Source organism: Azospirillum sp. (assembly GCF_050789165.1).
In genome coordinates this window covers 61,809-84,513 of the sequence record NZ_JBOZRT010000166.1, presented here as the reverse complement: position 1 = coordinate 84,513, position 22,705 = coordinate 61,809, and the positions used below count along the sequence as shown (strand labels likewise).

The following is a 22,705-nucleotide window of genomic DNA, read 5'->3' as shown; positions in this document are numbered from 1 at the left end:
CGATGGGTAAAACCATTGTCGCCCTCTACGACCGCGCCGGAGACGCGAAGCGCGCGGTGGACGACCTGACCGGCGCCGGCGTGCCGCGCGACGCCATCAGCCTCGTGGCCTCGCACCCGGCCGAACGGGACGGGGGCAGTGCGCTGGCCGGCATCGACGCCGACCGCGACGCCAGCACCGGAACGGCGATCGCCGCCACGCTGGGCGGCGTCGGCGGAGCGATGCTCGCCATGGCGGTGCTGGCGATTCCCGGCGTCGGCGCGGCGGTGGCCATCGGGCCGATCGCCGCCGGGCTGGTCGGCGCCGGGGCAGGGGCGGTGGCCGGCGGGCTGGTCGGTTCGCTGACCGGGCTCGGCGTGCCGGCGCACGAGGCGCACGCCTACAGCGAGGGCGTGGAGCGCGGCGGCACGCTGCTGATCGTGCACACCGACCGAGCGGACCCCGACCGGGTGAGCGAGGTGCTGGCCCGCCACCCGCCGGCCGATGTGCGCACGCCGGGCGGTGGCGGGGGCCACCGCGGCAAGGACGCGCTGGCCGGCCGCGGCGCCGACTGGCGCACCGCCGCCTGGGCGCCCTTCGACCAGAGCGCCGGCCCGATGGAGGTGCTGCGTCCCGGCCAGGCCGACGGCGGCGATCCGTCGCGCGGCGCCCACCCGGTGGCGCACGCGGGCGAACGCAGTGGCGCGGATTGGGGGACGGTGGGCAAGCAGGAGGGTGAGCGCAGCGTGGACGACACGCAGGTGGGGCAGTGCGGGACCTCGCCGGGCACGCGTGGGGGTGCCACGGCGTTCGGTGGGATCGAGCGGGTGCCGGCGAAGACGGGGGAACAGACGAAGACGAGTGTGAAGACGCCTTGATTCCCCCCTCCCAGAGCGGGAGCGGGAATCAATCCGGATACCGGATCTCCACCACCTCGATGCTCTCCACCCCCGCGGGCGTGCGCAGCTCGACCACGTCGCCTTCCTGCGCCTTCAGCAGCGCGCGGGCGATGGGAGAGATCCAGCTGACCCGGCCGGCGTCGGTGTCGGTCTCGTCGATGCCGACGATGGTGATGGTGCGCTCCTCGCCGTCGTCGCGGGCGTAGATCACCGTGGCGCCGAAGAACACCCGGTCGCGGGTGGTCTGGCGCTGCGGGTCGACGACCTCGGCGGCCTCCAGGCGCTTGTTCAGGAAGCGGATGCGCCGGTCGATCTCGCGCAGCCGCTTCTTGCCGTAGATGTAGTCGCCGTTCTCCGACCGGTCGCCGTTGCCGGCGGCCCAGGACACCACCTCGACCACCTTCGGGCGCTCGACGCGCAGCAGGTGCTTGAGTTCGTCCTGCAACCGCTGGAAGCCGGCGGGCGTGATGTAGTTCTTCACGCCCTTGGGGATCGACGGCGCGCCGTCGGCGCCGTCGTCCTCGTCGTCGCGGTCGGATTCTTTCGTAAAGGCCTTGCTCATTCGGGAAGCGGCTTGCCGTCCATCAGGTCCACGAAGCGATGGAACAGATAGTGGCTGTCCTGCGGTCCCGGCGAGGCCTCCGGATGGTACTGCACCGAAAACACCGGCTTGCCCTTCAGGCGGATGCCCTCGTTGGTGCCGTCGAACAGGCTGACGTGCGTCACCTGGACGTCGGCCGGCAGGCTCTCCGGCACCACGACGAAGCCATGGTTCTGGCTGGTGATCTCGACGCGGCCGGTGGCGAGGTCCTTGACCGGGTGGTTGGCGCCGCGGTGGCCGCGCTCCATCTTCACCGTCTTGCCGCCCAGCGCCAGCGACAGCATCTGGTGGCCCAGGCAAATGCCGAACATCGGCACGCCGGTGTCGACCAGCGCCTTGATGGTCGGCACCGCGTATTCGCCGGTGGCGGCGGGGTCGCCGGGGCCGTTGGACAGGAACACGCCGTCCGGCTTGTGGCGCATCACGTCCTCGGCCGTCGCGGTGGCCGGCAGCACGGTGACCTTGCAGCCGGCGTCGGCGAGGCAGCGCAGGATGTTGCGCTTGGCGCCGAAGTCCAGCGCCACCACGTGGAAGCGCGGGTTCTCCTGCGTGGCGTAGCCCTTGCCCATGGTCCACGCCGCCTCGTTCCACGAGTAGGTCTGGCGGCAGGACACCTCCTTGGCGAGGTCCATGCCCTCCAGCCCCGGCCACGCGGCGGCCTTGGCGCGCAGCGCGTCGAGGTCGAACTCGCCCTTCGGGTCGTGCGCGACCACGCCGTTCGGCGCGCCCAGGTCGCGGATGCGGCGGGTCAGCCGCCGGGTGTCGATGCCGGCGAGGCCGATCAGGCCGTAGCTCTTCAGCCAAGCGTCCAGATGCTTGCTGGAGCGCCAGTTCGACGGGTCGGTGATGTCGGCGCGCAGGATCAGGCCGCGGGCCGCCGGGGTCACCGTCTCGATGTCCTCGACGTTGGTGCCGACGTTGCCGACGTGCGGGAAGGTGAAGGTGATGATCTGCCCGGCGTAGCTGGGATCGGTCAGGATCTCCTGGTAGCCGGTCATCGAGGTGTTGAAGCACACCTCGCCCACCGAATCCCCGACGGCGCCGATGCCGCGGCCGCGGAACACGGTTCCGTCGGCAAGGACGAGCACACCGGTGTGGAGTTCGGGGGTATTGCTATCGGGCATAGGGTCCGGACCTTCACAACGCCTGCCGCGGGCGACATATCCAGTGCTCGCGGGCCGGTCGGCGGGCCGGCCTGCGCGGCGCACGCGCTCGCGCCTGAACGCCCCCGGTCCGACGGGTTCGGACGGAAGCGGGCATGGAATAGGCAGGAGCGGTGGGCCGGTCAACCTATATGACGAACGGCGGCCCGATTTCCACCCCCGCGTTCGCGGATCCGGGATGTCTGGAAGCGGGGAAGGGAATGCGCTATCAGGGGCGCCGGTCATTCTAATCTGACGGAAGAGGACGGTCATGCTGCGCGAGCGCTTCAACGAGGCCCTGAAGGAGTCCATGAAGGCGAAGGACCAGCGCGCGCTGTCCACCGTGCGCATGGTCCTCGCCAAGCTGAAGGACAAGGACATCGAGGCGCGCGGAAAGGGCGTCACGACGGGCATCGAGGAGGGCGAGATCCTCGCCATGCTGCAGGGCATGGTGAAGCAGCGCCAGGAATCGATCGCGCTGTACGAGCAGGGCGGCCGCCAGGAACTGGCCGACCAGGAGCGCGAGGAGATCCAGGTGATCGAGCGCTTCCTGCCCAAGCAGATGTCCGAATCGGAGTCGCTGGAGGCCATCAAGGCGATCATCGCCGAGACGGGCGCGGCCTCGGTCAAGGACATGGGCAAGGTGATGGCGGAGCTGCGCGCCCGCTACGCCGGCCAGATGGACTTCGGCAAGGCCAGCGGCCTGATCAAGCAGCAGCTTTCGGGGGGCTGACGGGGATCCCCTCTCCCGGGGCGGGAGAGGGGGCGTCCGACCTACCTCTTGCCCGATGACGAGACCTTAACCGTTTATCTGTAGCGTACCTCCCCCTCACGCCCGCGTCATCGGAACCCCATGGCCTTCCCGCCCCAATTCCTGGAGGAGCTGCGCACCCGTCTGGCCCTGTCCGACGTGGTGTCCAAGCGCATGCGCCTGCAGCGCGCCGGGCGCGAGTACAAGGCCCCGTGCCCGTTCCACAACGAGAAGACCCCGTCCTTCTACGTCAACGACCAGAAGGGCTTCTTCCATTGTTTCGGCTGCGGCGCCCACGGCGACATCATCGGCTTCGTGATGCGCCACGACAACCTGGCCTTCCCCGAGGCCGTGGAGGCGCTGGCGTCGGAGGCCGGGCTGCCGGTGCCGCGCCCCACCGAGGAGGACCGGCACCGCTACGAGCGGCAGAAGACCCTGCACGACCTCACCGAGCAGGCCTGCCGCTGGTTCGAGCGCCAGCTGGTGGCGCCCGCCGGCCGCGCCGGCTACGACTATTTCCGCCGCCGCGGGCTGGACGACGAGATCATCGCCCGCTTCCGCCTGGGCTTCGCGCCGGCCGACGGCAACGCGCTGCGCCAGTACATGCAGAGCCAGGGCTTCGGCGACGACGACATGGTCACCGCCGGCCTGCTGAAGCGGCCGGAGGACGGCCGCGCGCCCTTCAGCTTCTTCCGCAACCGGGTGATCTTCCCCGTCGCCGACCGCCGCGGCCGCGTCGTCGCCTTCGGCGCCCGGCTGATGGAGGGCGACGGGCCGAAGTACATCAACACGTCCGACACCCCGCTCTTCCACAAGGGCACGCTGCTCTACGGCCTGTCGAGGGCGCGGCAGGCGGCGGGCGACGGGCAGCCGGTGATCGTCGCCGAAGGCTATATGGACGTCATCGCCCTGGTGCGCGCCGGGTTCGAAGGGGCGGTGGCGCCGCTCGGCACCGCGCTAACCGAGACGCAGATCCAGGAGCTGTGGAAGCTCATTCCCGGCGCGGAAAAGGAGCCGTACCTCTGCTTCGACGGCGACAACGCCGGCCGGCGCGCCGCGTGGCGGGCGGTGGACCGCATCCTGCCGCACCTCGCCCCCGGCCATTCGGCCCGCGTCGTCTTCCTGCCCGAGGGCGAGGACCCCGACAGCCTGATCCGCGTCCAGGGGGCAAAGGCCATGCGCGGCGTGCTGGAAGTCTCGATTCCGCTGGCCGAGGCGGTCTGGCGCATGGAGACGGAGGGCAAGCGCACCGACACCCCCGAATCCAAGGCCGCTATCAAGGCCGCCCTGGAGGCGCGCTGCGACCAGATCGCCGACCGCACCGTGCAGGCCTTCTACCGCACCGAGATGCGCCGCCGGGTGGACGAGGCGTTCGCCTGGACCCGCCCGCAAGGGCAGGCCCGCGGACCCTGGCAGCCGGGCCGTCCGGGTGCGACTCGGAAGCCGCAACGGCACCTCGTGGGGGAGCCGGGGCTGCGCACTGGGCCTCCGCCTGGGCACAAAAGGCGTAGCCCTGTCCGTTCGGTGCTCGACCATGTGCGTGAAAGGGTGCTGCTGGCCACGCTGATAAACCACCCAGAGTTGTTTGATGAGGTGGGGGAATCGCTTGGAATGCTGCCATTTCCGTCTGGAGGGCTGGATGAACTCCGGCAAGCGGTCATAACCATACTTTCCGCCGACTCCGGGGGCGACTCGGGACTTGACGCCGCCGCTGTCGAAAGCCATTTGTCTTCCGCGGGCTTTGATACCATTTTGGCATCGGTGCTCAGCGAGTCGGCCTATGACCATGGTTGGTTCGCCGAACCCGGGTCCTCCGCTCAGGAGGCAAGGCGGGGATGGTGGCGGACATGGGGGCACCTGCGCCATGCGCAGCTTGTCGCCGAACTGAAGGAAGCGGAGGAAGCTCTGGCGCGCGAAACCAGTGACGAAGTGTACGCGCGACTGTTGGTTCTCCGGCAGGAGGTCATAAAGGTCGGTATGGGTATGGATGACTCGGACCTCGACGACAATGCGTCGTAACCACTGTTGGGGTGGGAAAGCGGGGCTTTGGACGGAGAAGCGGGGCCGGTCATTGGTTTGGAGCGGGAAAAAATCCGATTGGCGGAACGAACGGTGCGGTATGACCGCCGCGGGTTCGTGTCGCCTTTGTCTTTATCTGGGGTAATGCGGGGGCAGCAGTCGCATGGCCACGAAAGCAGCGAACAGCGTTGAATCGTCCGAGAACCGGGAAGAGTCCGGTGATGGTCCTCTGATGGACGGCATGGGGCTTGCCGTCAAGAAGATGATCGCCAAGGGCAAGGAGCGCGGCTACGTCACCTACGACGAGCTGAACTCGGCCCTGCCACCCGACTCTTCGTCCTCCGAGCAAATCGAGGACACGATGGCGATGCTGTCCGAGATGGGCATCAACATCGTGGAGTCCGAGGAGCAGGACGACACCGCCAACGCCGACGCCGCGGGCGACGGCGAGGGGCGCTCGTCGGGCAACCTCGACGACGACGACATCGGCCGCACCGACGACCCCGTGCGCATGTACCTGCGCGAGATGGGCTCGGTCGAGCTGCTGAGCCGCGAGGGCGAGATCGCCATCGCCAAGCGCATCGAGGCCGGCCGTGAGATGATGATCGGCGCGATCTGCGAATCGCCGCTGACCATCCGCGCCATCATCGACTGGCACGATTCCCTCATGGAAGGGAAGATGCTGCTGCGCGACATCATCGATCTGGACGCCACCTACGGCGGCGGCCCGGACGGCGAGGGCCTGCCCGAGGGCGTGCCGGCCGAGGCGATGGGCGAGCAGGCCGAGCGCACCGAGGAACCCGAGGGCGAGCGCGCCGAGGGCGGCGAGGAGCGCGAGCCGGGCGCCGAGGGCGAGGGCGACGGCGAGGGCGACGAGGACAACAACATGTCCCTGTCGGCCATGGAGGCCGCGCTGAAGCCGCAGGTGCTGGAGACCTTCGAGAAGATCAAGGCCACCTACGACAAGCTGCACAAGGTGCACGAGCAGCGCCTGACCGCCATCCAGCGCGGCGAGGACGTCGGCAAGCAGTCGGACAAGAAGTACGACAAGCTCAAGGCCGAGATGGTCGAGCTGATGAACACGGTGCGCCTGAACAACCAGCGCATCGAGCAGCTGGTCGAGCAGCTCTACGGCCTGAACCGCAAGCTGACCGGCTATGAGGGCCGGCTGCTGCGCATGGCGACGGAGTTCCGGGTCAAGCGCGAGGACTTCCTGAACCAGTACTTCGGCCACGAGCTGGACCCGAACTGGGTGGACCGCATCCGCGGCCTGAACCCGAAGACCTGGGGCCGCTACGTCGAGAAGTACGAGGGCGACATCGTCAAGACGCGCGAGGCCATCGCCGGCATCGCCGACGAGTCGCGCGTGCCGATCAGCGAGTTCCGCCGCATCGTCTCCACCGTCCAGAAGGGCGAGAAGGAGGCGAGCCGCGCCAAGAAGGAGATGGTGGAGGCCAACCTGCGCCTCGTCATCTCCATCGCCAAGAAGTACACGAACCGCGGCCTGCAGTTCCTGGACCTGATCCAGGAGGGCAACATCGGCCTGATGAAGGCGGTGGACAAGTTCGAGTACCGGCGCGGCTACAAGTTCTCGACGTACGCCACGTGGTGGATCCGGCAGGCGATCACCCGCTCGATCGCCGACCAGGCGCGGACCATCCGCATCCCGGTGCACATGATCGAGACGATCAACAAGCTGGTCCGCACCAGCCGCCAGATGCTGCACGAGATCGGCCGCGAGCCGACCCCGGAGGAGCTGGCCGAGCGTCTGATGATGCCGCTGGAGAAGGTGCGCAAGGTCCTGAAGATCGCCAAGGAGCCGATCTCCCTCGAAACGCCGATCGGCGACGAGGAGGATTCGCACCTCGGCGACTTCATCGAGGACAAGAACGCGGTGCTGCCGCTGGACGCCGCCATCCAGGCGAACCTGCGCGAGACGACGACCCGCGTGCTGGCCTCGCTGACGCCGCGCGAGGAGCGTGTTCTGCGCATGCGCTTCGGCATCGGCATGAACACCGACCACACGCTGGAAGAGGTCGGCCAGCAGTTCAACGTGACCCGCGAGCGCATCCGCCAGATCGAGGCGAAGGCGCTGCGCAAGCTGAAGCACCCGAGCCGCTCGCGCAAGCTGCGCAGCTTCCTCGATACCTGATTGGGGACTTGGGTCTTTTGCAGATCGGAACGGGGGCCTTCGGGTCCCCGTTTTCGTTTTCCGGGCCGCACTCCGGGGTTGCACGGCGCGGCGTTTGGCGCCAAAGTCCCGCCTCCGTGGGCCTGTAGTTCAGCGGTTAGAACGCGCCGCTCATAACGGTGTTGTCGTCGGTTCGAATCCGGCCGGGCCCACCATATTTTCCATGAGATAGCGCGCTCGGAAATGGGCGCCCAACCCGATGGACACGCAAGCCACCGTGTCGCCCGCAGAATCGGGGGGCTTACCTCTCGCATCTCGTTGCGGATCGTGCTGATGGCATTCGTCCGATACGCCCGTGCGCTCCTTCATCTCCCGGTCCGGCGGACTTTCATGCGCTTTGCCTGCCCGATGTCGCGGCGGAAGGCCCGTTCGCGTGTTGCGGCAGCTGGTCCAGATGGGAGGGCAGGAAAAGGTGCCTGCGATGAATACAGCTCATCCGGTTCTCTGTGCTGTTCGCGATAATCTGAAAATCGACGAAATGAAAATATCCCCAGATGCATTTTGTGGCGGCGCGGAGAATCGGACGGTATATTGAACGGAAGAGCGTTTGGAATTTGCATTTTTCATGGATCATGACCACGTAAAGGGAGGTTGCTGTTTCTCCACGGGTGTGGCTGCGGCCCCCGTGCGGAACCGGCTCGCCGGATGGGACGCGGGTGACCGGACGAACGGTACCCACCGCTGCCAACGACGCCCCGGCGTCCTCACCACACGAAGGCTTCATGACCATGGATCTGATCGAAAAGCTGCCCGGGATGACGGACAACGACCTCGGCACCCTCGTCTCCAACGCCGAGCGCCTGGCGCAGACCGGTACGGCGAAACAGCAGCAGGCTGCGCAAGCCATGCTTCCCGCCATCCAGGCCGAAGTCGCCAAGCGGCACGCCCTCAAGCCTGCCAAGCGCGCACCGCGCACAGGCCGCAAGACGGCAGCCGGGTTGCGGGTCGCCTGACGTTGCCACGAACTCGCGCCGCCGATTTAACGCCTGCCTCCGAAAGGACTTCCATGACGATCGTGGACCGCACGCCCTCCCAACCGCGCACCGTCGTGGAGGGCGCGGCAACCCCGCTTCCCGCCGTGGCGAATAACGCGGACTCCGCCGCCCGCCGCCAAACGACCGACGAGTGCTATCGCATCGCGGCCAGCCTCGCCCACCGTCCCGGTTCTTAGGGCGGCCCTCCGGCAGCCTGGAACAACGACACTCAGGAGATCGACAATAGCCAAGCTATATGACGCGGATCCGGTCCGCGAAGGCCCGCGCCTCAACCGGGAAATCACCGCACGCATGGTGCGCCTCGTGGGCGCCGACGGAGAGATGGTCGGCATCGTCCCGCTGCGTCAGGCGTTCGACGCCGCGGCGGAAGCGGAGCTCGACCTTGTCGAGGTCGCGCCGCAGGCCGAGCCGCCGGTGTGCAAGATCCTCGATTACGGGAAGTTCCGCTTCGAGGAGCAGAAGAAGGCGAACGAGGCGCGCAAGAAGCAGAAGATCGTCGAGTTGAAGGAGCTGAAGCTCCGTCCGAACATCGACGACCACGACTACGACGTGAAGATGCGCGCTGCGATCCGTTTCCTGCAGGAAGGCGACAAGATCAAGCTGACCATGCGCTTCCGCGGGCGCGAAATGGCGCACCAGAACCTTGGCATGGATGTTCTGATCCGGGCACGCGACCAGCTTCAGGAGATCGCGAAGGTGGAGCAGATGCCGCGGATGGAAGGCCGCATGATGATCATGGTGCTGGCACCACGCTGAGGGCCTGCGGCGGGTCACTCAACGGAAAGCAAAAAGGACGGCTTCGGCCGTCCTTTTTGTTCGTTCTATCCGCTGTGCGTCAGAGCGCGCGCAGGTTCTCAGCCGAGACCTTGCCGCGACGCGGATCGCGCACCGCCTCGTAGGAGAGCTTCTGGCCCTCGTTGAGGTTGCCGATGCCCGCGCGCTCGACGGCGGAGATGTGGACGAAGACGTCAGCCGAGCCGTCTTCCGGCTGGATGAAGCCGAAGCCCTTGGTGGAATTGAACCACTTGACGGTACCGTTGGCCATGGGGTGCTTCCCTTTCTGGCGTTGCCCGCCCGGACATCGGGAGGGCATCAAACTCACTTCGGGAAGAGAACCAAACCCGGGACCCGGGCTGGAGAACGCAAACCCCAGAGCAAACTCGACGCCGTTCACATAGGGATGGGTGCCCGCCTCCACAAGCGGAATGATCGCGCCGTCGAGGCGGGCACCACGCTCCCGGCACTTGCCGCCGGGGCCGTCCTGTGAGCGGTATGCCGACGGCTACGGCCGATGCGGCGTGCGCCGCGGGTTCGCGAGGAAGAAGCGCAGCATCTCCCGCGAGGCGTCCGGCCCGCGCGGATCGGTGTAGGATCCGGCCGGGCTGCCTCCGGCCCAGGCGTGCTGCGCGCCCTGGATCGTCCATTGCTCGCACAGCACGCGACCGGTGGCGTCGGTGTGCAGCGTGCGGCTGTAGCCATGCCCGCCCGGCACCCGGCCATGCTCCACCACCGTCCGCAGCCCCGCCGCGCCCGCCTTGGCTTGCGCGGCGACGTCTTCGCCGTTGCGCGGGTGAACCGTGGTGTCCCGGTCGCCGTGGAAGACGATGGTCGGCACCGGGGTGGCGAATGGCTGTTCCGCCGCTCCTCCCCCCTGGCGCATGGCGGCGAAGGCGGAGGGAAGGTCGCGGGCCGCTCCGCGGGGCAGGCCGGAATGCACCCCGACGGCGGCGTAGAGGTCGGGGTAGGCGGCGCCCATGATGGCCGCCGCCGCCCCGCCGGCGGAGAGGCCCGCGACATACACGCGGCCGGGGTCGACGGGGTGGTCGCGCATGACCTGCCGGGTGATCCCCGCGATCAGCGAGGGCTCGCCGCCGTCGCGCCGCTGGTCGGCGGGGTTGAACCAGTTCCAGCACTTCTGGGCGTTGGCCGAGGATGGCTGTCCCGGGTAGGCGACGAGGCAGCCATGCTCCTCCGCCAGCGCGTTCATGCGGGTGCCGGCGGCGAAGTCATCCGGCGACTGGGTGCAGCCGTGCAGCATCACCACGAGGGGAAGCGGCTGGCCGTCGCGTTGGTTGGCGGGAACGTAGAGCTTGTAGGAGCGCGACCCGGCCGCGTTGCTGTAGGACGCCGCCGTGAAGGACGCGCCGTCCGGCAGCGGATCGGCCGGCGGGCGGGCGAGGTCGCCCACTCCGAGGTCGAGGCCGGCCGGCATGGCGCGGGCGGCAAGGCCGCGCAGGGTCTCGCCCAGGCCCGCCCGCGGCCCGGGATGGAAGCGGCCGCCGAACGTCCCGGCGGACGGGGGGCTCGTGGTGCGGTGCGGCGGCGTTGGGTCCGTCGCATCCACCGTGACGAACTCGGCATCGATGGTGGCCGGGGAGCCGGGACGCGCCGGTTCGGGCGCCGCGTCGGCTCCTGCGCCGCCCAGCAGACGCTGGATGAGGGCGGTCGCCTCGGCGAGCTTGCCGGTCCGGGTGAGGCGGGTCGCCTCGGCCATCCCGGCGGAGAAGCGGTCGGTCATGTCGGGAACTTTCTGTGCTCGGACGCGGGCTTCCAGGGAAGCCCGGTCCGTCGTCTTTCAGGAATGCGGCGGGCGGCGTTCGCCGTCAGCGCATACGGTCGGCAAGGGCCGCCTTGACGGCGGCGCTGGCGTGCAGGGCCCCCAGCACGGCGATCGAGGCGATGGCCGCGCGGGCGAGTTCGGGGGTGACGTCCTGGGCGATGGTGGCCAGCCCGAGGACCCGGATGTCGAGCCTCTGACCGGCGTCCCGCGCCGCTTCGAGGTCCGCGCGGGTGTAATGACGCAGGCCGAGATCGACGCTCTTGCGCGTCACGGCCTGCCGCACGGCGTCGCCGTGGCGGTCGATCTGGTTGCGGATCGCGGTGCGGATGAAGTCGGTGCGATTCGCGTAGAACCCTTCCTGCACCAGGAGATCGATGTGGCCGAGGTCGACATAGCCGAGGTTGATCGTGATCTTCTCGCTGTCGCCGGCCTTCGGCTTCGGTTCGGGTGCGTTGCCGGCCATCTCTATACCATCCCATCACCATCCAGTGAGATGGTAAGTGGGGTGATCCCGGAGCTGATCAAGGGGGTATCGGTGCCGCTCTGGTCCGATCATGGACTGCCGCCGAACCGATGACGCCAGCGCCTCGATGATGCGGCACACGATATCTATGTTGCCTTCTGGCGGACACCGGGGCGGCCGTGATCGTTGCAAGGAACGCGCTGCGGCTGCTCGGGCACGTCCGCCGGGCGCGAGATTGAAGGCATCCGGGGCAGGGGCCGCGGGCGTCCGTGCCCGCTGTTCCTAGGCTGGGTGTTCGAATGAGGCATTTGCGGATCCGCCGGACGCGCGTGATCCCGGATCGGACCTGAGGGAGATCACCGCGTGTCGCACGACCATAGGCATGAGCACGCCGGCCATGACCACGGGCGCGGGCATCAGCACGGTCCTGGCCATTCCCACGCCCCGGCCCGCTACGACCGAGCCTTCGCCATCGGCACCGCGCTGAACCTCGGCTTCGTTGCCCTGGAAGCGGTCTACGGCGTCATCGCCAACTCGGTCGCCCTGCTCGCCGATGCGGGCCACAACCTCTCCGACGTGCTCGGGCTGCTGCTGACGTGGGGCGCCGCCTGGCTCACCCGGCGCCGCCCGACCGACCGCCACACCTACGGGTTCGGCAGTTCGTCGATCCTCGCCTCGCTGCTCAACGCGGTGGTCCTGCTGATCGCGGTCGGCGCCATCGCCTGGGAGGCGGTCGGGCGCCTCGCGCACCCCGAGCCGGTCGAGGGCGGCACCGTGATGTGGGTCGCCGCGATCGGCATCCTGATCAACGCGGGGACCGCCTGGCTGTTCAGCGGCGGCAAGGACACCGACCTGAACCTCAAGGGCGCCTACCTGCACATGGCGGCCGACGCCGCGGTGTCGCTGGGCGTGGTGGTGGCGGCGCTGCTGATCCGCTGGACGGGCTGGCTGTGGCTCGATCCGGCGGTCAGCCTTGCCATCGTCGCGGTCATCGTCGCCGGCACCTGGGGGCTGTTGCGGGAATCGGTGAGCCTCGCCATGAACGCCGTCCCGGCCGGCATCAGCCGCCCCGCGGTCGAAGGCTATCTGGCCGGGCTGCCCGGCGTCGTCGCGGTGCACGATCTGCACATCTGGGGCCTGAGCACCACCGACGCGGCGCTCACCGCGCACCTCGTGCGCCCCGGCACCGGACCCGACGACGAGTTCCTGAAGCAGGTGGCGCACGACCTGAAGGAGCGGTTCGGCATCGGGCACGCGACCATCCAGGTCGAGCACGACGGCGGCGACTGCCACCTCGCCCCGGCCGACGTCGTTTAGACGGGAGCCGCTCGCCGGGGCGGCGGTCGGCTACCCGCCGTACTGCTCGTCCGTCACCTTCTCCATCCAATCGACGGCCTTGCCGTCGAGTTGCTCCTGGATGGCGATGTGCGTCATGAACGTGGTGGGCGAAGCGCCATGCCAGTGCTTCTCGCCGGGCGGAAACCAGACCACGTCGCCGGGCCGGATCTCCTCGACCGGACCGCCCTCGCGCTGCACCCGGCCGAGGCCGGCCGTGACGATCAGGGTCTGCCCCAGCGGATGGGTGTGCCATGCCGTCCGGGCGCCGGGCTCGAACGTGACGCTGGCCGCCATCGCACGGGCGGGGGCGTTCGCCTGGAAGAGCGGGTCGATGCGGACCGTGCCGGTGAACCACTCGCCCGGCCCCTTTGCGGACGGCTGCGAGCCAACGCGCGTGATGTCCATGGTCTTTCATCCTCCGGTCTTTGCCCCGGTCGGGGCCGCTGTTGAGCGACAATCCACGAGGTTCGGCGATCGGGCCTGCCGCGCGTGCTCGTGAATGAACCGTGCCGGAACCCGGCCGGTGCGTCGCACCGGCCCGTCCTCTGTTCCGCAGTCGCGATCAGGCGCCTAGGGACGCGGTGTCGATCACGAACCGGTATTTCACGTCGCCCTTGAGCATCCGCTCATAGGCCCTGTTGATCGCGTCGGCGCGGATCAGCTCGATGCCGGCGAAGGAATTGGCGGCAGCACCGCCGCCAACCTCATTCCCGTTGGGGCCATCCGTTCCGTCAGGCCGGCTGAAGCCGATCCATGCGCGACGCTGCGAACGCCGGAAGGGCGACGATCACGACCAGGACCCGCGCTGACACTGACGGTGGCTTGGTAACCGCTCCTGTCGAACAGGGTTCCCGCAACGACCGCACCCGAGGTGATCGCCGGTTGAACGATCCTGTCCGCAGTATTCACCTTCGGTCGGGCGCCAGAATCGGTGCTTCAGCATGAAGAAGCGTCATGAATGCCGCGTGAGAACGTCAAGAATCTGCTCGCGTTCCCGACGGTTGGCCGGGAGCGCCGCTTCACCAGGGCCGCGGCCAAGGTCGGGGGCTCGCAATCGGCCTTGAACCACACCATCCGCCAGCTCGAAGCCAAGCTCGGCATCCTTCGTGCGCCGCCTCCCTCCGTCGGATGAGTGCCTGCCACACGCGTGCGTCTCATGGCGGGTGCAACCGGATATCTGTACGTCCGAGCCATCACACGCTCCATCCGGGTTGTGCGATGGAGATGGAGCAAGGGGCGCGCCTGTGAAATCAGGAGTTCGTCATCGCGGCCCGCCCCGGAATCCTGATGGGAGGGCACGGGCATGCGCGACGCCTTCACGGTCACCAGGGTCACCGACATCGCCCCGGGGGCGGGATGGTCGTTCCCGACCGGCTTCACCGAGTTCGCCGGCGACCTGTACTTCATCGCCGAGGAGCCGGAGCACGGGCGCGAGCTGTACCGGATCGGGCGGGACGGCACCGCCGTCCGTGTCACCGACATCGCCGGAGGAAGCGCGTCCTCCCACCCCGACAGCCTGACGCCCTTCGGCGGCGCCCTCTACTTCAGCGCCGAGGAGTCGGAGCATGGGCGCGAGTTGTACAGGCTCGACCGGAACGGCGCCGTTTCCCTGGTCGCCGACATCACGCCGGGCAGCGGCGGGTCCAATCCGGGTTCGCAGCCGGAGCCCTTCTTCGAGTACCGCGGGGCGCTGTACTTCGACGCCGCCGATCCCGAACACGGCAACGAACTCTACCGGGTGAGCCGGGACGGCACCGTCTCCCTGGTCGCGGATATCAATCCGGGCCCGGCGGGCTCGAGCCCCACGTACTTCACCGAGTTCCGGGGCGAGATGTACTTCAGCGCGGGCGACGCGGCGCACGGCGCGGAACTGTTCAAGCTCGGACGGGACGGCGCGGTTTCCCTGGTCGCCGACCTCTGGCCGGGCGGCGAGTCGTCGATCCCCTACGGCTACACCGTGCACGACGGCGCCCTGTACTTCACGGCGGCCGACCCGGAACACGGGCGCGAACTGCGCCGGATGTCCCGCGATGGGACGGTGTCCCTGGTCGCCGACCTCAATCCCGGCAGTGCGAGCACCTTCATGTCCGACCTGGTGGAGTACCGGGGCGATCTCTACTTCCGGGCCGAGACGCCCGGGTATGGCGGCGAACTGTACAAGCTCGGTCGCGACGGCACGGTGTCGCTCGTCGCCGACATCTGGCCGGGGGCGCGGGGATCGAACCCGTCCGACTTTACGGAGTACCGGGGCGAACTCTATTTCAGCGCCGACGATCCGGAACACCGGACCGAACTCTACAAGCTGTCGCGGGACGGCACGGTGTCGCTGGTCGCCGACATCGCGCCGGGGGCGGTCAACTCCAACCCCAACAACTTCACCGAATACCGGGGCAGCCTGTTCTTCGCCGCCGACGAGCCCGAGCACGGCCGCGAACTCTACCGGCTCGACGCGGATGGGGAGGTCCACCTCGTCGCCGACATCAACCCCGACCCGGTGAGCGGTCATCCCTCCATGGGCGGCTCCGGACCCCACGGATTCTTCGAGCATCGCGGCGACTTGTACTTCGTCGCCGACGAACGGCAGCACGGCATGGAAGTGTACAAGGTGTCTGTGGGCGCCGCCGCTGCGGGCCTTGATCCGTGGTCCACGCTGCTCGGGTGTTGAGCGCCGGCGCGGCCCGTCATGGGGAGCGGCCGGGCTCCCCCAGCGCGCGGTAGCGGGCCTCGATGGCGTCGATGATGCCTTGCCCGCGCTCCGCCACGTAGCGCCAGAGCTGCGCGTGCACCGGCAGCAGCGGCAGGCTGCGCCGGTGCGCGACGTACCAGGAGCGCATCAGCGGCAGCCCTTCCACATCCAGTTCCCGCAGCAGGCCGAGCGCCAGCTCCAGCCCGATGGTGTGGCGCGAGATCAGCGCGACGCCGATGCCGGCCATCACCGCCTGCTTGATGGTCTCGTTGCTGCTGGAGGTCATCACCACCCGCGGCGTGAAGCCGCCGGCCTGGAAGAAGCGGTCGGTCAGCGCGCGGGTGCCCGCCCCCTCCTCGCGAGCGATGAAGCTGCAGCCGGCGAGGTCGGAGAGCCGCAGCCCGTGTTGACCGGCCAGCGGGTGCGCCGGGTTGCAGACCAGGACGCTGGGGTGCCGGGCGAATGCCTGCGCCACCACCTGCGTCTCGTCCAGGGGGTGGCCCATGATGGCGAGGTCGACCTCGCCCCGCGCCACCGCCTCGTTCACCTCGCGCCGGTTGCCGTCCTGCAGGTGGATGGAGACGCCGGGGCGCTCCGCCTGGAAGCGCGAGACGATGTGCGGGGCGATGTATTTGGCGGTACTCACAAGGCCGATGGCGACGTTTCCGCCGGTGACGTCCTTCAGCGCCTGCATCCTCCGGTCGGCGTCCTCCAGCGCCTGGAGGATGAGCGCGGCATGCTCCAGCAGGTCGTGCCCGGCCTCGGTCAGCACCACGCGCCGGCCCACCCGCTCGAACAACGGGAAGCCGCAATGGCCCTCCACCTGCTTGATCTGAAAGGAAACCGCGCCGGGGGTCAGGCCGAACTGCTCGGCCACCCGGGCGAAGGACAGGGTGCGCGCGGCGGCGGCGAAGATCTGCAGCTGGCGCAGCGTGGCGTGCTGGATGGTCATGGCGGCGGCTTTATTGAGGAATCCCTCGTCATAATGACCAGTGTATTTGAATATTCCTCGATGAAGCAATCGGCTAGCGTTTCTTCCGGACACAAAGCGACCTGCTCCGGGAGGGGACGAGATGAACCATATCGCGGGGAAGCCGACGATCGACCTGAAGGCCCGCTACGCCGCCGGCGTGCTGAAGTACCGGCAGATGGGCTACTGGGAGCCGGACTACGAGCCGAAGGACACCGACGTGCTCGCGCTGTTCCGCATCACGCCGCAGGACGGCGTCGAGCCGGAGGAGGCCGCCGCCGCGGTGGCCGGCGAAAGCTCCACCGCCACCTGGACGGTGGTGTGGACCGACCGCCTGACCAACTGCGAGAAGTATCGGGCCAAGGCCTACCGCGTCGATCCGGTGCCGGGCACGCCGGGCCAGTGGTTCGCCTACATCGCCTACGAGCTGGACCTGTTCGAGGAGGGCTCGATCGCCAACCTCACCGCCTCCATCATCGGCAACGTCTTCGGTTTCAAGCCGCTGAAGGCGCTGCGGCTGGAGGACATGCGGATCCCCGTCGCCTACCTGAAGACCTTCCAGGGCCCGGCCACCGGAATCGTGGTGGAACGCGAGCGCCTGAACAACTTCGGCCGCCCGCTGCTCGGCGCCACCATGAAGCCGAAGCTGGGTCTGTCCGGCCGCAACTATGGCCGCGTGGTCTACGAAGCGCTGAAGGGCGGCCTGGACTTCACCAAGGACGACGAGAACATCAACTCGCAGCCCTTCATGCACTGGCGCGACCGCTTCCTCTACTGCATGGAGGGCGTCAACCGCGCCACGGCGGAGACCGGCGAGATCAAGGGCACCTACCTGAACGTCACCGCCGCCACCATGGAGGACATGTACGAGCGCGCCGAGTTCGCCAAGGAGCTGGGCAGCGTCATCATCATGATCGACCTGGTGATCGGCTACACCGCCATCCAGTCCATGGCGAAATGGGCGCGGCGCAACGACATGATCCTGCACCTGCACCGTGCCGGCCACTCCACCTACACCCGGCAGAAGAGCCACGGCGTGTCGTTCCGGGTGATCGCCAAGTGGATGCGCATGGCCGGGGTGGACCACATCCACGCCGGCACCGTGGTGGGGAAGCTGGAGGGCGACCCCAACGTCATCCGCGGCATTTACGACACCTGCCGCGAGACGCACGTGCCGCAGAACCTCCAGCACGGCATCTTCTTCGACCAGCCCTGGGCCGGCCTGAAGAAGGTGATGCCGGTGGCGTCCGGCGGCATCCACGCCGGGCAGATGCACCAGCTGCTGACCTATCTCGGCGAGGACGTGGTGCTGCAGTTCGGCGGCGGCACCATCGGCCACCCCGACGGCATCCAGGCGGGCGCCACCGCCAACCGCGTGGCGCTGGAGGTCATGGTCAAGGCGCGCAACGAGGGCCGCGACATCTGGAACGAGGGGCCGGAGATCCTGCGCGACGCCGCCCGCTGGTGCCAGCCGCTGCGCGCCGCGCTCGACACCTGGAAGGACGTCACCTTCAACTACGCCTCCACCGACAGCGTGGACTTCGTGGCCACGCCGACCGCGGCTTAGACGCATTCGGCCGTCATACCCGCGCTCTCTTGGTCGCCATTTCGTCACTTCTCTGGCCGTCACACCCGGCACTCTCTTGGCCGTCATCCCCGCGAAGGCGGGGATCCATAATGTCCGAGACAGCATGCCATGGGAGTTATGGATCCCCGCCTTCGCGGGGATGACGGGACGAAAGAGACGACGGGAGAGGGGAACGGGAGCGTGACGAGCGGCCAGCGGCAAAGATAAGGATCCTCAACCATGCGTTTGACCCAGGGCCAGTTCTCCTTCCTGCCGGACCTGACGGACGGGGAGATCACCATGCAGGTGCAGTACGCCCTCGACCAGGGCTGGGCGGTGGCCGTCGAGTTCACCCGCGACCCGCACCCGCGCAACACCTATTGGACCATGTGGGGCAACCCCATGTTCGACCTGCGCGACGCCAAGGGCGTGATGATGGAGATCGACGCCTGCCGCAAGGCCAACCCCGACCAGTACGTCAAGGTGCTCGCCTTCGACAGCTCGGAGGGGTTCGAGACGGTGCGCATGTCCTACCTCGTCAACCGCCCGGCCGACGAGCCCGGCTTCGAGCTGGTGCGCGCCGAAGGGCCGGGCCGGCGCGTCGACTACACGGTCCGCAGCCACGCCACCGCGCGGCCGGAGGCGCGCCATGGAGCGTGAGCCCCGATACCGGCTCGCCCCCTCCATCCTCTCGGCCGATTTCGCGCGGCTGGGGGAGGAGGTGGAGCGGGTGGTCGCGGCCGGCTGCGACCTCATCCACTTCGACGTGATGGACAACCACTACGTCCCCAACCTGACCATCGGCCCCATGGTGTGCGAGGCGATCCGGCCGCGCACCACCGCGCCCATCGACGTGCATCTGATGGTCAAGCCGGTGGACGCACTGGTGCCGCTGTTCGCCAAGGCCGGCGCCGACCTCATCAGCTTTCATCCGGAAGCGTCGGAGCACGTCGACCGCACGCTCTCGCTGATCCGCGAGCACGGCTGCCGCGCCGGTCTGGCGCTCAACCCGGCGACGCCGCTGCACCACCTGGACCACGTCATGGACCCCCTGGACCTGATCCTGGTGATGTCGGTGAACCCGGGCTTCGGCGGCCAGTCCTTCATCCCTGCGGCGCTCGACAAGATCGCCGCGATCCGCCGCCGCATCGACCGCCACGCCGCGGAAACCGGCCGGACCATCTGGCTGGAGGTGGACGGCGGCATCAAGCCGGCCAACATCCGCGCGGTCGCCGACGCCGGCGCCGACACCTTCGTCGCCGGCTCCGCCATCTTCGGGGCGGCGGACGCCGACGGCGGCTACCGCGGCGTGGTCGGCCGCATGCGGGCGGCCCTGGCCGACGCTGGTATCGAGGGGAGGGCGGCATGACCGTGATGGACAAACCGGCCTCGATCGACCTCGACGCGCTGTACCGCGAGTCCGGCATCGGCGCCATGCTGGCCGGGATGGACCGCGAGCTGGTCGGCCTCACCCCGGTGAAGACCCGCATCCGCGAGGTGGCGGCGCTGCTGCTGGTGGAGAAGGCGCGCCGCTCGCTGGGCCTGGAGGCGGAGCCGCCCTCGCTGCACATGTGCTTCACCGGCAACCCCGGCACCGGCAAGACCACGGTGGCGCTGCGCATGGCCGGGATCCTGCACAGCCTCGGCTACATCCGCCGCGACCACGTGGTCAGCGTCACCCGCGACGACCTCGTCGGCCAGTACATCGGCCACACCGCGCCGAAGACCAAGGACGTGCTGAAGCGCGCCATGGGCGGCGTGCTGTTCATCGACGAGGCCTACTACCTCTACCGCCCGGAGAACGAGCGCGACTACGGCCAGGAGGCCATCGAGATCCTGCTGCAGGTGATGGAGGACAACCGCGACGACCTCGTGGTGATCCTCGCCGGCTACAAGGACCGCATGGACACCTTCTTCAAGTCGAACCCCGGCATGGCCTCGCGCATCGCCCACCACGTGGACTTCCCGGACTACGAGTCCGACGAGCTGCTGGAGATCGCCCGGCTGATGGTGGAGCGGATGCACTACCGCTTCGCGCCCGACGCCGAGCGCGCCATGGGCGAGTACATCGGCCGGCGCATGGCGCAGCCGCGCTTCGCCAACGCGCGCTCGATCCGCAACGCGCTCGACCGCGCCCGGCTGCGCCAAGCCAACCGCCTGTTCGAGGCGCGCGCCCGCGCCGTCGATGCCGACGCCCTGCTGACCCTCGCCGAGGAGGACATCCGCGCCAGCCGTGTCTTTGCGGTGTGATGCTTACCACACAAGCACCCTCCTGGCCGTCATCCCCGCGAAGGCGGGGATCCATAACTGGCAAGGCATGCTGCTTTGGAACGTATGGATCCCCGCCTTCGCGGGGATGACGGCCCAGAGAGGGGATTGGATACTTAGAGAACCATTCGCCTGACAAAAGTACCATTCAGGTCAGTCGGTAAAGCGCACTAGGATCGAACAAAAAAAGTCAGCCAGAGCCCAAGGCCACGACAACAACGGGGGAACGTCATGCCATACCGCCGCACCACGTTCAGCAAGTTCATCATCGACGACCAGCGCCGCCGCGGTGGAGGCGACACCAACCTGACGGCTCTGCTCAACGACGTCCAGACCGCGTGCAAGTACATCGGCACGGCGGTCGCGCGGGGCACGCTGCACCCCGTCGCGAACCCGCTGTGCGGCGAGCCGGACGCTCCCCCGTCCGGCTCGCCCACCCCTCCCTCCACCAACGTCCATGGCGAGGTGCAGAAGCCGCTCGACCTCATCGCCAACGAGATCATGCTGCGCACCTGCGAGTACGGCGGCCAGCTCTGCGGCATGGCGTCGGAGGAGATGGACGAGCCCTACGCCATCCCGGCCGAATACCCGCGCGGCCGCTACCTGCTGCTGTTCGACCCGCTGGACGGCTCCTCCAACCTGGAGGTCAACCTGACCGTCGGCACCATCTTCTCCATCCTGCGGGCGCCGGAGGGGGTGGAGGAGCCGACGGTCGCCGACTTCCTGCAACCCGGCACCCAGCAGGTGGCCGCGGGCTTCTCGCTGTACGGGCCGGCCGACATGCTGGTCGCCAGTTTCGGCGCGGGCGTGCACGGCTTCACCATGGACCGGGAGATCGGCGCCTACACGCTGACCCACCCCGACATGCGCATCCCCGAGGCGGCGTGCGAGTTCGCCATCAACGCCTCCAACGAGCGGTTCTGGGAGCCGCCGGTGCGCCGCTACGTCGAGGAGTGCACGCGGGGCCGCACCGGCCCGCGCGGGCAGGACTTCAACATGCGCTGGAACGCCTGCTTCGTCACCGAGGCCTACCGCATCCTGACGCGCGGCGGCGTCTTCCTCTACCCGCGCGACGTCCGCCCCTCGCACAAGCCGGGGCGGCTGCGCCTGCTCTACGAGGCCAACCCCATCGGCATGCTGGTCGAGCAGGCCGGCGGCGTCGCCAGCACCGGGCGCGAGCGCATCCTGGACGTCCAGCCGACCGACCTGCACCAGAAGGTGCCGGTGATCCTCGGCTCCAAGGCGGAGGTGGAACGCATCGTCGCCTACCACGCGGCGCACGACCGCGGCGAGGACGCGGCGTTCCACGCGCCGCTGTTCGGCACGCGCTCGATTTTCCTCGACACCGGCACCACGCCCCACGCCTGAGGAGGACCACACCCATGTCGGCCAAGCATCCGATTATCGTGGTCACCGGCTCCTCCGGGGCCGGGACGACCACTGTCACCCGCACCTTTCAGCAGATCTTTCGCCGCGAGAGCATCGCCGCCGCCATCGTCGAGGGCGACAGCTTCCACCGCTACGACCGCGTGGAGATGCGCGCCAAGGTCCGCGAGGCCGGCGAGACGCCGAACAGCACCTTCAGCCACTTCGGCCCGGCGGCCAACCTGTTCGAGGAGCTGGACACCCTGTTCCACCAGTACGGTGAGACCGGCACCGGCCGCGTGCGCAAGTACCTGCACGACGCGGCGGAGGCCGCCCCCACCGGCCAGGAGCCCGGCACCTTCACCCCGTGGGAGGACATCGAGCCGGGCACCGACCTGCTGTTCTACGAGGGCCTGCACGGCTGCGTGCGGACGGAGGAGCTGGACGTCTCCCGCCACGGCGACCTGAAGATCGGCGTGGTGCCGGCGGTGAACCTGGAATGGATCCAGAAGATCGACCGCGACCGCACGCTGCGCGGCTATTCCGAGGAGGCCATCGTCGACACCATCCTGCGGCGGATGCCCGACTACGTGAACTACATCTGCCCGCAGTTCAGCCGGACGCACGTCAACTTCCAGCGCGTGCCGACGGTGGACACCTCCAATCCCTTCATCGCCCGCGACATCCCGACGCCGGACGAGAGCATGCTGGTGATCCGCTTCGCCAACCCCAAGGGGATCGACTTCCCCTACCTGCTGTCCATGCTGAAGGACAGCTTCATGTCGCGGGCCAACACCATCGTCTGTCCCGGCGGCAAGATGGCGCTGGCCATGCAGCTGATCTTCACGCCGATGATCTGGCAGCTGATGGACCGCAAGAAGAAGGCGTTCTGAGCCATCAAGCCCCTCCCC

General features: G+C 68.5%; 22 protein-coding genes and 1 tRNA gene. 16 read left to right on the top strand and 7 right to left on the bottom strand.

Annotation, left to right across the window (positions count from 1 at the left end):
* Positions 1 to 2: 2 nt before the first annotated feature.
* Entirely contained in the window at positions 3 to 857 is an 855-nt protein-coding gene (locus ACRWK7_RS35705) for a hypothetical protein (RefSeq protein ID WP_431862693.1), read from the top strand.
* A 28-nt stretch (positions 858 to 885) separates the two neighbouring features.
* Here the strand turns inward: ACRWK7_RS35705 and greB are convergent, their stop codons facing one another.
* Together greB and carA are read right to left on the bottom strand one after the other, a co-directional pair.
* Complete coding sequence (gene greB / locus ACRWK7_RS35700; protein ID WP_431862691.1) at positions 886 to 1,440, bottom strand: transcription elongation factor GreB; 555 nt, start codon at positions 1,438 to 1,440, stop codon at positions 886 to 888.
* Complete coding sequence (carA, locus tag ACRWK7_RS35695) at positions 1,437 to 2,603, bottom strand: glutamine-hydrolyzing carbamoyl-phosphate synthase small subunit (protein WP_431862689.1); 1,167 nt, start codon at positions 2,601 to 2,603, stop codon at positions 1,437 to 1,439. The genes greB and carA overlap by 4 nt, the downstream gene beginning before the upstream one ends.
* A gap of 289 nt (positions 2,604 to 2,892) precedes the next feature.
* Between carA and ACRWK7_RS35690 the strand changes: the two genes are divergently transcribed.
* The 6 genes from ACRWK7_RS35690 to infC all read left to right on the top strand — a co-directional run bounded on the left by ACRWK7_RS35690 (position 2,893) and on the right by infC (position 9,333).
* A complete protein-coding gene (locus tag ACRWK7_RS35690; protein WP_431862687.1) occupies positions 2,893 to 3,354 on the top strand; it encodes a GatB/YqeY domain-containing protein in 462 nt (153 codons plus the stop codon).
* Between the two features lie 120 nt (positions 3,355 to 3,474).
* The gene (dnaG, locus tag ACRWK7_RS35685) at positions 3,475 to 5,391 is read left to right on the top strand and encodes a DNA primase (RefSeq protein ID WP_431862685.1); all 1,917 of its coding nucleotides are present in this window, start codon (positions 3,475 to 3,477) and stop codon (positions 5,389 to 5,391) included.
* Positions 5,392 to 5,554: 163 nt separating this feature from the next.
* Complete coding sequence (rpoD, locus tag ACRWK7_RS35680) at positions 5,555 to 7,543, top strand: RNA polymerase sigma factor RpoD (protein WP_431862683.1); 1,989 nt, start codon at positions 5,555 to 5,557, stop codon at positions 7,541 to 7,543.
* Positions 7,544 to 7,661: 118 nt separating this feature from the next.
* Positions 7,662 to 7,737: transfer RNA gene (locus tag ACRWK7_RS35675), tRNA-Ile, on the top strand.
* A gap of 567 nt (positions 7,738 to 8,304) precedes the next feature.
* Positions 8,305 to 8,535, top strand: coding sequence for a hypothetical protein (locus ACRWK7_RS35670; protein WP_431862681.1), 231 nt, complete (start codon positions 8,305 to 8,307; stop codon positions 8,533 to 8,535).
* A 264-nt stretch (positions 8,536 to 8,799) separates the two neighbouring features.
* A complete protein-coding gene (gene infC, locus ACRWK7_RS35665) occupies positions 8,800 to 9,333 on the top strand; it encodes a translation initiation factor IF-3 (protein WP_431862707.1) in 534 nt (177 codons plus the stop codon).
* A 79-nt stretch (positions 9,334 to 9,412) separates the two neighbouring features.
* Here the strand turns inward: infC and ACRWK7_RS35660 are convergent, their stop codons facing one another.
* From ACRWK7_RS35660 to ACRWK7_RS35650, 3 genes are all read right to left on the bottom strand, one after another.
* On the bottom strand, positions 9,413 to 9,622 hold the full coding sequence (locus ACRWK7_RS35660) for a cold-shock protein (protein ID WP_431862679.1): 210 nt from the start codon (positions 9,620 to 9,622) through the stop codon (positions 9,413 to 9,415).
* A gap of 237 nt (positions 9,623 to 9,859) precedes the next feature.
* Positions 9,860 to 11,095: an extracellular catalytic domain type 1 short-chain-length polyhydroxyalkanoate depolymerase gene (locus ACRWK7_RS35655; RefSeq protein ID WP_431862677.1), complete on the bottom strand. Its 1,236-nt coding sequence runs from the start codon at positions 11,093 to 11,095 to the stop codon at positions 9,860 to 9,862.
* A gap of 85 nt (positions 11,096 to 11,180) precedes the next feature.
* Positions 11,181 to 11,600: a CopG family transcriptional regulator gene (locus ACRWK7_RS35650; protein WP_431862675.1), complete on the bottom strand. Its 420-nt coding sequence runs from the start codon at positions 11,598 to 11,600 to the stop codon at positions 11,181 to 11,183.
* Between the two features lie 363 nt (positions 11,601 to 11,963).
* Here ACRWK7_RS35650 and ACRWK7_RS35645 point away from each other — a divergent pair, with 363 nt between their 5' ends.
* Positions 11,964 to 12,917 carry a cation diffusion facilitator family transporter gene (locus ACRWK7_RS35645; RefSeq protein WP_431862673.1) on the top strand — a complete coding sequence of 318 codons (954 nt, stop codon included), beginning with the start codon at positions 11,964 to 11,966 and terminating at the stop codon, positions 12,915 to 12,917.
* Positions 12,918 to 12,947: 30 nt separating this feature from the next.
* Here ACRWK7_RS35645 and ACRWK7_RS35640 read toward each other — a convergent pair whose 3' ends face one another.
* Entirely contained in the window at positions 12,948 to 13,343 is a 396-nt protein-coding gene (locus ACRWK7_RS35640; RefSeq protein ID WP_431862671.1) for a (R)-mandelonitrile lyase, read from the bottom strand.
* A 553-nt stretch (positions 13,344 to 13,896) separates the two neighbouring features.
* On the opposite strand from ACRWK7_RS35640, the gene ACRWK7_RS35635 reads away from it, so the two are divergent.
* Together ACRWK7_RS35635 and ACRWK7_RS35630 are read left to right on the top strand one after the other, a co-directional pair.
* Positions 13,897 to 14,070: a helix-turn-helix domain-containing protein gene (locus ACRWK7_RS35635; protein WP_431862669.1), complete on the top strand. Its 174-nt coding sequence runs from the start codon at positions 13,897 to 13,899 to the stop codon at positions 14,068 to 14,070.
* Between the two features lie 171 nt (positions 14,071 to 14,241).
* The gene (locus ACRWK7_RS35630) at positions 14,242 to 15,603 is read left to right on the top strand and encodes a hypothetical protein (protein ID WP_431862667.1); all 1,362 of its coding nucleotides are present in this window, start codon (positions 14,242 to 14,244) and stop codon (positions 15,601 to 15,603) included.
* Positions 15,604 to 15,619: 16 nt separating this feature from the next.
* Here ACRWK7_RS35630 and ACRWK7_RS35625 read toward each other — a convergent pair whose 3' ends face one another.
* Positions 15,620 to 16,576: a LysR family transcriptional regulator gene (locus ACRWK7_RS35625; RefSeq protein ID WP_431862665.1), complete on the bottom strand. Its 957-nt coding sequence runs from the start codon at positions 16,574 to 16,576 to the stop codon at positions 15,620 to 15,622.
* Positions 16,577 to 16,697: 121 nt separating this feature from the next.
* Here ACRWK7_RS35625 and ACRWK7_RS35620 point away from each other — a divergent pair, with 121 nt between their 5' ends.
* The 6 genes from ACRWK7_RS35620 to ACRWK7_RS35595 all read left to right on the top strand — a co-directional run bounded on the left by ACRWK7_RS35620 (position 16,698) and on the right by ACRWK7_RS35595 (position 22,687).
* Positions 16,698 to 18,161, top strand: coding sequence for a form I ribulose bisphosphate carboxylase large subunit (locus ACRWK7_RS35620; RefSeq protein WP_431862663.1), 1,464 nt, complete (start codon positions 16,698 to 16,700; stop codon positions 18,159 to 18,161).
* 240 nt (positions 18,162 to 18,401) lie between these two features.
* Positions 18,402 to 18,821 carry a ribulose bisphosphate carboxylase small subunit gene (locus tag ACRWK7_RS35615; RefSeq protein WP_431862661.1) on the top strand — a complete coding sequence of 140 codons (420 nt, stop codon included), beginning with the start codon at positions 18,402 to 18,404 and terminating at the stop codon, positions 18,819 to 18,821.
* A complete protein-coding gene (rpe, locus tag ACRWK7_RS35610; RefSeq protein WP_431862659.1) occupies positions 18,811 to 19,530 on the top strand; it encodes a ribulose-phosphate 3-epimerase in 720 nt (239 codons plus the stop codon). The genes ACRWK7_RS35615 and rpe overlap by 11 nt, the downstream gene beginning before the upstream one ends.
* Positions 19,527 to 20,411: a CbbX protein gene (gene cbbX, locus ACRWK7_RS35605; RefSeq protein ID WP_431862657.1), complete on the top strand. Its 885-nt coding sequence runs from the start codon at positions 19,527 to 19,529 to the stop codon at positions 20,409 to 20,411. Before rpe ends, cbbX begins: the two co-directional genes overlap by 4 nt.
* Before the next feature lie 249 nt (positions 20,412 to 20,660).
* The gene (locus tag ACRWK7_RS35600; RefSeq protein WP_431862655.1) at positions 20,661 to 21,797 is read left to right on the top strand and encodes a class 1 fructose-bisphosphatase; all 1,137 of its coding nucleotides are present in this window, start codon (positions 20,661 to 20,663) and stop codon (positions 21,795 to 21,797) included.
* 14 nt (positions 21,798 to 21,811) lie between these two features.
* Positions 21,812 to 22,687: a phosphoribulokinase gene (locus ACRWK7_RS35595; RefSeq protein WP_431862653.1), complete on the top strand. Its 876-nt coding sequence runs from the start codon at positions 21,812 to 21,814 to the stop codon at positions 22,685 to 22,687.
* Positions 22,688 to 22,705 lie beyond the last annotated feature (18 nt).

Coding starts and splice junctions, on each gene's coding strand:
- ACRWK7_RS35705 (WP_431862693.1), top strand. CDS start 3: ATGGGTAAAACCATTGTCGCCCTCTACGACCGCGCCGGAGACGCGAAG.
- greB (WP_431862691.1), bottom strand. CDS start 1,440: ATGAGCAAGGCCTTTACGAAAGAATCCGACCGCGACGACGAGGACGAC.
- carA (WP_431862689.1), bottom strand. CDS start 2,603: ATGCCCGATAGCAATACCCCCGAACTCCACACCGGTGTGCTCGTCCTT.
- ACRWK7_RS35690 (WP_431862687.1), top strand. CDS start 2,893: ATGCTGCGCGAGCGCTTCAACGAGGCCCTGAAGGAGTCCATGAAGGCG.
- dnaG (WP_431862685.1), top strand. CDS start 3,475: ATGGCCTTCCCGCCCCAATTCCTGGAGGAGCTGCGCACCCGTCTGGCC.
- rpoD (WP_431862683.1), top strand. CDS start 5,555: ATGGCCACGAAAGCAGCGAACAGCGTTGAATCGTCCGAGAACCGGGAA.
- ACRWK7_RS35670 (WP_431862681.1), top strand. CDS start 8,305: ATGACCATGGATCTGATCGAAAAGCTGCCCGGGATGACGGACAACGAC.
- ACRWK7_RS35660 (WP_431862679.1), bottom strand. CDS start 9,622: ATGGCCAACGGTACCGTCAAGTGGTTCAATTCCACCAAGGGCTTCGGC.
- ACRWK7_RS35655 (WP_431862677.1), bottom strand. CDS start 11,095: ATGACCGACCGCTTCTCCGCCGGGATGGCCGAGGCGACCCGCCTCACC.
- ACRWK7_RS35650 (WP_431862675.1), bottom strand. CDS start 11,600: ATGGCCGGCAACGCACCCGAACCGAAGCCGAAGGCCGGCGACAGCGAG.
- ACRWK7_RS35640 (WP_431862671.1), bottom strand. CDS start 13,343: ATGGACATCACGCGCGTTGGCTCGCAGCCGTCCGCAAAGGGGCCGGGC.
- ACRWK7_RS35635 (WP_431862669.1), top strand. CDS start 13,897: ATGCCGCGTGAGAACGTCAAGAATCTGCTCGCGTTCCCGACGGTTGGC.
- ACRWK7_RS35630 (WP_431862667.1), top strand. CDS start 14,242: ATGCGCGACGCCTTCACGGTCACCAGGGTCACCGACATCGCCCCGGGG.
- ACRWK7_RS35625 (WP_431862665.1), bottom strand. CDS start 16,576: ATGACCATCCAGCACGCCACGCTGCGCCAGCTGCAGATCTTCGCCGCC.
- ACRWK7_RS35620 (WP_431862663.1), top strand. CDS start 16,698: ATGAACCATATCGCGGGGAAGCCGACGATCGACCTGAAGGCCCGCTAC.
- ACRWK7_RS35615 (WP_431862661.1), top strand. CDS start 18,402: ATGCGTTTGACCCAGGGCCAGTTCTCCTTCCTGCCGGACCTGACGGAC.
- rpe (WP_431862659.1), top strand. CDS start 18,811: ATGGAGCGTGAGCCCCGATACCGGCTCGCCCCCTCCATCCTCTCGGCC.
- cbbX (WP_431862657.1), top strand. CDS start 19,527: ATGACCGTGATGGACAAACCGGCCTCGATCGACCTCGACGCGCTGTAC.
- ACRWK7_RS35600 (WP_431862655.1), top strand. CDS start 20,661: ATGCCATACCGCCGCACCACGTTCAGCAAGTTCATCATCGACGACCAG.
- ACRWK7_RS35595 (WP_431862653.1), top strand. CDS start 21,812: ATGTCGGCCAAGCATCCGATTATCGTGGTCACCGGCTCCTCCGGGGCC.